Genomic DNA, 8018 nt, shown 5'->3' on the forward strand with positions numbered 1-8018 from the left:
TCGAGAACCTCGATCCGATGGGCGTGCACACCGGCGACTCGATCACCGTCGCCCCGGCGATGACGCTGACCGACCGCGAGTACCAGCGGCTGCGCGACCTGGCCATCGGCATCATCCGCGAGGTCGGGGTCGACACCGGCGGCTGCAACATCCAGTACGCCGTCAACCCGGCCGACGGCCGGATCATCGTCATCGAGATGAACCCACGGGTCTCCCGCTCGAGCGCGCTGGCCTCCAAGGCGACCGGCTTCCCGATCGCCAAGATCGCCGCCAAGGTCGCCATCGGCTACACGCTCGACGAGATCGCCAACGACATCACCGTGCGCCCCGACGGGCAGAGCACGCCGGCGTCCTTCGAGCCCACGCTCGACTACGTCGTGGTCAAGGTGCCGCGCTTCGCGTTCGAGAAGTTCCCCGGCGCCGACCCCACGCTGACCACGCACATGAAGTCGGTCGGCGAGGCGATGGCGATCGGGCGCAACTTCACCGAGGCGCTGCAGAAGGCGCTGCGCTCGCTGGAGAGCCGCACGGCCGTCTTCGACTGGGAGAAGGACTGGGTCGACCTCGACAAGGACGCGCTCCTCGAGGAGGTCCGCCGGCCCCACGACGGGCGTCTCAAGAAGGTCATGGACGCCATCCGGGCCGGCGCGACGCCGGAGGAGGTCTTCGGGGCCACCGGCATCGACCCGTGGTTCGTCGACCAGCTCGTGCTGATCAACGAGATCGCCGTCGAGGTCACCGCTGCGCCCGAGCTGACGCCCGAGCTGCTGCGCAAGGCCAAGCGGCACGGGTTCTCCGACTTCCAGATCGGCAAGATCCGCGGCATGACGCCCGCGGTGGTGCGGGGCGTGCGCCACGCGCTCGGCATCCGGCCGGTCTACAAGACCGTCGACACCTGCGCGGCCGAGTTCGCCGCGGTCACGCCGTACCACTACTCCTCCTACGACGAGGAGACCGAGGTGCAGCCGCGGGAGAAGGAGGCGGTGATCATCCTCGGCTCCGGGCCCAACCGGATCGGCCAGGGCATCGAGTTCGACTACTCCTGCGTGCACGCCGCGCTGGCGCTGTCGGAGGCCGGCTACGAGACCGTGATGGTCAACTGCAACCCCGAGACCGTCTCCACCGACTACGACACCGCCGACCGGCTCTACTTCGAGCCGCTCACCCTCGAGGACGTCCTCGAGATCGTGCACGCCGAGCAGGCCGTCGGCCCGGTCGCGGGCGTGATCTGCCAGCTCGGTGGGCAGACACCGCTCAGCCTCGCGCAGGGCCTGAAGGACAACGGCGTCACCGTCGTCGGCACCTCGCCCGAGGCGATCCACCTCGCCGAGGAGCGCGGCGCGTTCGGCCGCGTGCTGCACGAGGCCGGGCTGCCGGCTCCCAAGCACGGCATGGCGACCAGCTTCGGCGAGGCCAAGGAGATCGCCGACGAGATCGGGTTCCCGGTGCTGGTGCGCCCGTCGTACGTCCTGGGCGGCCGCGGCATGGAGATCGTCTACGACGACGCCGCGCTCGAGGGATACATCCAGCGGGCCACCGAGATCAGCCCGGAGCACCCGGTGCTGGTCGACCGGTTCATCGACGACGCGGTCGAGATCGACGTGGACGCGCTCTACGACGGCGAGGAGCTGTTCCTGGGCGGCGTGATGGAGCACATCGAGGAGGCCGGCATCCACTCCGGCGACTCCTCGTGCGCGCTGCCGCCGATCACGCTCGGGGACGCCGAGATCCGCCGGATCCGCGAGGCCACCGAGGCGATCGCCCGCGGCGTCGGCGTGCGCGGCCTGCTGAACATCCAGTTCGCGCTCGGCTCCGACGTGCTCTACGTGCTCGAGGCCAACCCCCGCGCCAGCCGCACGGTGCCGTTCGTGTCCAAGGCGACGGCGACGCCGCTGGCCAGCGCCGCGGCGCGGATCATGATGGGCGACACCATCGGGCGGCTGCGCGAGGTCGGCATCCTGCCGGCCACCGGTGACGGTGGCTCGCTGCCGCCGGGCCAGCCGATCGCGGTCAAGGAGGCGGTGATGCCGTTCAACCGCTTCCGCACCCCCGACGGCCGTCAGATCGACACGGTGCTCGGCCCGGAGATGAAGTCGACCGGTGAGGTGATGGGCCTCGACGCCGACTTCGGCACGGCGTTCGCCAAGGCGCAGGCCGGGGCGTTCGGCGCGCTGCCCACCTCCGGGCGGGTGTTCGTCTCGGTGGCCAACCGTGACAAGCGCAACATGATCTTCCCGATCAAGGTGCTCGCCGAGCACGGTTTCGAGATCCTCGCGACCCAGGGCACCGCCGAGGTGCTGCGCCGCAACGGCGTCGCCGCGACCGTGGTGCGCAAGCACTTCGAGGGCGCCGGGCCCCACGGCGAGAAGACCACCGTGCAGCTGATCCTCGAGGGCGAGGTCCAGCTGATCGTCAACACCCCGCACGGGTCGACCAGCGGCAGCTCGGTGCGTCTCGACGGCTACGAGATCCGCACGGCCGCGATCATGGCCAACATCCCGTGCGTGACGACGATCCAGGGCCTCGGTGCGGCGGTGCAGGGCATCGAGGCCGTGCGTCGGGGCGACATCGGGGTCCGCTCGCTGCAGGACTGGGCGAGCGTCATCGCCGATCCCTCCGAGACGCGCTGACGTGTACCGGTCGCTGTTCGACCGGGTGCTGACCCGGACCGACCCGGAGCGCGCGCACCACGCCGCGTTCCGGGCGATCCGGGCGGCCCGGCCGGTGACGAGCCGCCGTCGTCCGCCGGGCAGCCCGGTCGACGCGCTCGGGCTGAGGTTCCCCAACGTGCTCGGCCTCGCTGCCGGCTTCGACAAGAACGCCGTCGGTATCGACGGGCTCGCCGCGCTCGGCTTCGGCCACGTCGAGGTCGGCACCGTCACCGGGGAGGCCCAGCCGGGCAACCCCCGGCCGCGGCTGTTCCGGCTGCCCGCTGACCGGGCGATCGTCAACCGGATGGGTTTCAACAACGACGGCGCCGAGGTGGTCGCCGCCCGCCTCGCCGCGCGGGCCCGGCGCCTCGCCGAGCGCGACCGCCGGGGGCCGGTGCTCGGCGTGAACATCGGCAAGAGCAAGGTGGTCCCAGAGGACGAGGCGGCGCGCGACTACGAGAAGTCGGCACGGCTGCTGGCGCCGTACGCCGACTACCTGGTCGTCAACGTCAGCTCGCCGAACACGCCCGGGCTGCGCAACCTCCAGGCGGTCGAGAAGCTCGAGCCGATCCTCACCTCGGTGCAGGCGATCGCCGCCCGGGACGAACGGCGCACGCCGCTCCTGGTCAAGATCGCTCCTGACCTCTCCGACGAGGACGTCCTCGCCGTGGCCGACCTCGCGCTCGCGATCGGGCTCGACGGCATCATCGCCACCAACACGACGATCTCCCGCGCGGGCCTGCGCACGCCGGCCGAGGAGGTCGAGGCGATCGGCGCGGGCGGGCTGTCCGGGCGGCCGCTCACCGAGCGCTCGCTCGACGTCCTGCGACTCCTGCGTGGGCGGGTGGGTCCGGATCTGACGCTCGTCGGCGTCGGCGGGATCACGACCGCTGCTGACGCCCGGGCCCGCCTCAACGCCGGGGCGACCCTGCTCCAGGCCTACACCGCGTTCATCTACGAGGGCCCGCTGTGGCCCCGCCGCATCCTTCAGGGAGTCCAGCCGTGACCTTCGGAGCCCGCCTGCACGCCGCCGTCGCCGACCGGGGCCCGCTCTGCGTGGGCATCGACCCGCATGCCGCGCTGCTCACCGAGTGGGGGCTGGGCGACGACGTCGCGGGGCTGGAGACCTTCGCCCGCACCGCGGTCGAGGCGATCGCTCCGGTCGCGTCCGTGGTCAAGCCGCAGTCGGCGTTCTTCGAGCGGTTCGGCAGCCGGGGGATCGCGGTGCTCGAGCGCGTGATCGCCGACTCCCGCGCCGCCGGCGCGCTCGTCCTGCTCGACGTCAAGCGCGGCGACATCGGGTCGACGTCCCAGGCCTACGCCGACGCCTACCTCGACCCCGGCTCGCCGCTGGCGAGCGACGCGATCACGGTCAGCCCGTACCTCGGGTTCGGATCGCTCGACCCGTTCATCGACACGGCGCGGCGGCATGACGCCGGCGTGTTCGTGCTCGCGCTGACCTCCAACAAGGAGGGCCCCGAGGTCCAGCACGCCCGGGTCGGGGACGGCGCGGATGACGGCACGGTCGCCGGCCGCATGCTCGAGCACCTGCGCCATCTCAACGCGGGTGCCCAGCCGCTGGGCAGCTTCGGCGCGGTCGTCGGGGCGACCATCGGGTCGACCCAGGAGGACCTCGGGTTCAACGGGCCGGTGCTGGCCCCCGGCTTCGGGGCCCAGGGCGGCACGATCGAGGACGTGCGCCGTCTCTTCGGGGCGGCGGCCGCGGTGCTGCCGAGCTCCTCGCGCGAGGTCCTGCGGCTGCGAGACCCCGAGGCCATGCGCGACGCCGTGCTGCGGATCAACCACGAGATCCGCGCATGATCCGGGCATGATGCGGGCGTGAGACGCGCACTGGCGGCTGCCGCCCTGGTCCTGCCGCTCCTCGCCGGCTGCGGGGGCGACCAGCAGGACGCCTACTGCGGTGCGGTGAAGGACCACCAGCAGGAGCTCGGCGACCTGGTCGGGAGCGGCGCGCCGGACGCCTTGCTGAAGGCGCTCCCGGTCTTCCGCGACCTCCAGGCAGAGGCGCCCGACGACATCACCGACGAGTGGCAGCAGGTGGTCGGCCGGATCTCCGCGCTCGGTGACGCGCTCGACGACGCCGGCGTCAACCCGGCGACGTACGACCGCGACCACCCGCCGTCGGGGCTCACCGCGGAGCAGAAGGCGCGCATCGACGCGGCCGCGAAGGAGCTGGGGAGCGGCACCACCCTGCGTGCGCTGCAGGACCTGGACCAGCACGCACGCGACGTGTGCCACACCGCGCTCACCCTCTGACCCGACCCGATTGCTGGGCGGTCGCGCTTCTGACTAGTGTGACCTCTCACCGGCTCGGGCCGGCACGCCCACCCCGCTGACCGAAGGACCTCACGCTCGTGGCTCTGCCTCCGCTCACCCCCGAACAGCGCCAGGCGGCCCTCGACAAGGCCGCTGCCTCCCGCAGGGAGCGGGCCGAGGTCAAGAACCGGCTGAAGAACTCCGGAGCCTCGATCGTCGACGTGCTCGAGGAGGGCCAGCGCAACGAGGTGATCGGCAAGATGCGCGTGGTCGACCTGCTGCAGTCGATGCCCGGGCTCGGCAAGGTGCGCGCCCGCCAGGTGATGGAGCGCCTCGGCATCGCCGAGAGCCGTCGGGTGCGGGGGCTGGGGACCAAGCAGGTCGCGGCCCTCGAGAAGGAGTTCGCCGCGCGTGACTGACGCGCCGACCCATCCCGCGCGTCGTTCACGCCTCCTGGTCCTCGCCGGGCCGACCGCTGTCGGCAAGGGCACCGTCGCCGCCGAGGTGCGCCGCGCCCACCCCGAGGTCTGGATCTCCGTCTCGGCCACGACCCGGCCGCCGCGCCCGGGGGAGGAGAACGGCGTCCACTACTGGTTCGTCTCCGACGAGGAGTTCGACGCGATGGTCGAGCAGGACAACCTGCTCGAGTGGGCGGTGGTCCACAAGGCTGCCCGGTACGGCACCCCGCGTCAGCCGGTCGAGCTGGCGCTGGCCTCGGGTCGCCCGGCGATGCTGGAGATCGACCTCCAGGGCGCGCGCCAGGTGCGAGAGACCATGCCCGACGCGCTCTTCGTGTTCCTCAAGCCCCCGTCGTGGGAGGAGCTGGTGCGCCGCCTGGTCGGCCGCGGCACCGAGAACGAGGAGGAGCGCGAGCGGCGGCTGGTCACCGCGCGCGAGGAGCTGGCCGCGGAGGCGGAGTTCGACGTGACGATCGTCAACCACGAAGTTCACGCCGCCGCTGAGGAGTTGGTAGCCTTGATGGAGCCATCCCCAACAGATTCGTGAGGCTATTAGCGTGTCCGGACCCACCATCGCGGCCGAGGGCGTCACCAACCCTCCGATCGACGAGCTGCTGACGAAGACCGACAGCAAGTACAAGCTGGTCCTCTACAGCGCCAAGCGCGCCCGGCAGATCAACGCGTACTACTCCCAGCTGGGCGAGGGCCTCCTCGAGTACGTCGGGCCGCTGGTCGACACGCACGTGCAGGAGAAGCCGCTCTCGATCGCGCTGCGCGAGATCAACGAGGACCTGCTGACCTGTGAGGACATCGACCCCGCCGAGCTCGCCGCGGAGGAGGCCGCCGCGTCGGCCGCCGCCGCGGACGCCGGGAACTCCTTCAGCGAGTGATCCACTGAGCGCCAGCAGCACCCACGAGGCCGCCTCCCTGTCCGGGGGGCGGCCCGCTGCTCGTCCGGGACCCTCCGTGGTGCTCGGCGTCGCGGGCGGCATCGCGGCGTACAAGTCCTGTGAGCTGCTGCGCCGGTTCACCGAGTCGGGCCACGACGTGACCGTCGTGCCGACGGCGGCGGCGCTGGAGTTCGTCGGCGCGCCGACCTGGGCCGCGCTCTCGGGCAAGCCGGTCGCCACCGACGTGTGGACCCAGGTCCACGAGGTGCCGCACGTGCGCATCGGCCAGTCCGCCGACCTGGTGGTGGTCGCGCCCGCGACCGCCGACCTGATCGCCAAGGCCGCGCACGGCATGGCCGACGACCTGCTCACCAACACCCTGCTCACCGCGCGCTGCCCGGTGGTGCTCGCCCCGGCGATGCACACCGAGATGTGGGAGCACCCCGCGACCCGCGCCAACGTCGCCACGCTGCGCGAGCGCGGCGTCCTGGTGATCGAGCCCGCCGAGGGCCGGCTCACCGGCGCCGACACCGGCAAGGGCCGGCTCCCCGAGCCGGCCGAGATCTTCGAGGTCTGCCAGGAGGTGCTGTCCGGGGCCACCACGTCCGCCGACCTCGCCGGTCGGCACGTGCTCGTCACCGCCGGCGGCACGCGTGAGTACCTCGACCCCGTGCGGTTCCTCGGCAACCGCTCCTCCGGGCTGCAGGGCTACGCGTTGGCGCGAGCCGCGGCCGCGCGCGGCGCCGAGGTCACCCTGGTCGCCGCCAACGTCGCGCTGCCCGATCCCGCGGGCGTCAAGGTCGTGCGGGTCGAGACCACCGGCGAGCTGCGCGAGGAGGTGCTCGCCGCGGCGCCGTCCGCCGACGCCGTCGTGATGGCCGCCGCCCCTGCCGACTTCCGCCCGGTCGACGTCAGCGGGGCGAAGATCAAGAAGTCCGCCGACGGGTCGGCGCCCGAGCTGCGGCTCACCCAGAACCCCGACATCCTCCACGAGATCAGCACCCAGCGGGTCCGTCCCGGCGCGATCATCGTCGGCTTCGCCGCCGAGACCGGTGACGACACCGGCACCGTCCTCGAGCTCGGCCGGGCCAAGCTGGCCCGCAAGGGCTGTGACCTGCTGGTCGTCAACGACGTCGGCGGAGGAGCGGTCTTCGGCAGCCCCGACAACGAGGCCGTGATCCTGGGCGCCGACGGGTCGGCCGTCGACGTACCGCGCGGCTCCAAGGCAGCGCTGGCCCGCGTCATTTGGGACGAAGTGGCCGCCAGGCTGCAGGATTGAGACCGCCGTCCCGCGATCCGGGACGGTCGATATCGTGAGATGCACCGCCCGCATGGGCCTACCTACACCAGGAGCGCAAACGTGACCGGACGCCTCTTCACCTCGGAGTCCGTGACCGAGGGTCACCCCGACAAGATCGCCGACCAGATCAGCGACTCGGTCCTCGACGCGATGCTCGAGCAGGACCCCACGAGCCGGGTGGCCGTCGAGACGCTCCTGACGACCGGCCTCGTCGTGGTCGCCGGCGAGGTCACCACCACCGGGTACGTCGACGTCAAGGACGTCGTGCGCCGCCGGATCATCGACATCGGCTACGACTCCTCGATCAAGGGCTTCGACGGTCACTCCTGCGGAGTGATGGTCGCCATCGGTGGCCAGTCCGGCGACATCGCCCAGGGCGTCGACACCGGCCACGAGAGCCGCACCGGCTCGGTCGACGCGATGGACAAGCAGGGCGCCGGCG

At 72.0% G+C, this 8018-nt stretch carries 9 protein-coding genes; all 9 read left to right on the forward strand.

Features of this window, described 5'->3' with window-relative positions:
* On the forward strand, window positions 1–2630 hold a 2630-nt coding region (gene carB / locus Q0L15_RS08535; RefSeq protein ID WP_296603631.1), incomplete at its 5' end, for a carbamoyl-phosphate synthase large subunit.
* A gap of 1 nt (window position 2631) precedes the next feature.
* Window positions 2632–3657 (forward strand): quinone-dependent dihydroorotate dehydrogenase, encoded by a 1026-nt coding sequence (locus Q0L15_RS08540; protein WP_296603633.1) that lies wholly within the window; start codon window positions 2632–2634, stop codon window positions 3655–3657.
* Complete coding sequence (pyrF, locus tag Q0L15_RS08545; RefSeq protein WP_296603634.1) at window positions 3654–4472, forward strand: orotidine-5'-phosphate decarboxylase; 819 nt, start codon at window positions 3654–3656, stop codon at window positions 4470–4472. The genes Q0L15_RS08540 and pyrF overlap by 4 nt, the downstream gene beginning before the upstream one ends.
* Window positions 4473–4490: 18 nt before the next feature.
* On the forward strand, window positions 4491–4928 hold the full coding sequence (locus Q0L15_RS08550; protein ID WP_296603636.1) for a hypothetical protein: 438 nt from the start codon (window positions 4491–4493) through the stop codon (window positions 4926–4928).
* 98 nt (window positions 4929–5026) lie between these two features.
* A complete protein-coding gene (gene mihF / locus Q0L15_RS08555; RefSeq protein WP_296603638.1) occupies window positions 5027–5347 on the forward strand; it encodes an integration host factor, actinobacterial type in 321 nt (106 codons plus the stop codon).
* Window positions 5340–5933 carry a guanylate kinase gene (gene gmk / locus Q0L15_RS08560; RefSeq protein WP_296603640.1) on the forward strand — a complete coding sequence of 198 codons (594 nt, stop codon included), beginning with the start codon at window positions 5340–5342 and terminating at the stop codon, window positions 5931–5933. The genes mihF and gmk overlap by 8 nt, the downstream gene beginning before the upstream one ends.
* 10 nt (window positions 5934–5943) lie before the next feature.
* Complete coding sequence (gene rpoZ, locus Q0L15_RS08565) at window positions 5944–6276, forward strand: DNA-directed RNA polymerase subunit omega (protein WP_284533722.1); 333 nt, start codon at window positions 5944–5946, stop codon at window positions 6274–6276.
* Window positions 6277–6352: 76 nt separating this feature from the next.
* Window positions 6353–7555, forward strand: coding sequence for a bifunctional phosphopantothenoylcysteine decarboxylase/phosphopantothenate--cysteine ligase CoaBC (gene coaBC / locus Q0L15_RS08570; RefSeq protein ID WP_296603641.1), 1203 nt, complete (start codon window positions 6353–6355; stop codon window positions 7553–7555).
* 81 nt (window positions 7556–7636) lie between these two features.
* Window positions 7637–8018, forward strand: a 382-nt coding sequence (locus Q0L15_RS08575; RefSeq protein ID WP_296603645.1) for an S-adenosylmethionine synthetase N-terminal domain-containing protein, incomplete at its 3' end; no start/stop codon positions are given.

The sequence above is a fragment of the Nocardioides sp. genome (assembly GCF_024509035.1).
Lineage (GTDB): Bacteria > Actinomycetota > Actinomycetes > Propionibacteriales > Nocardioidaceae > Nocardioides.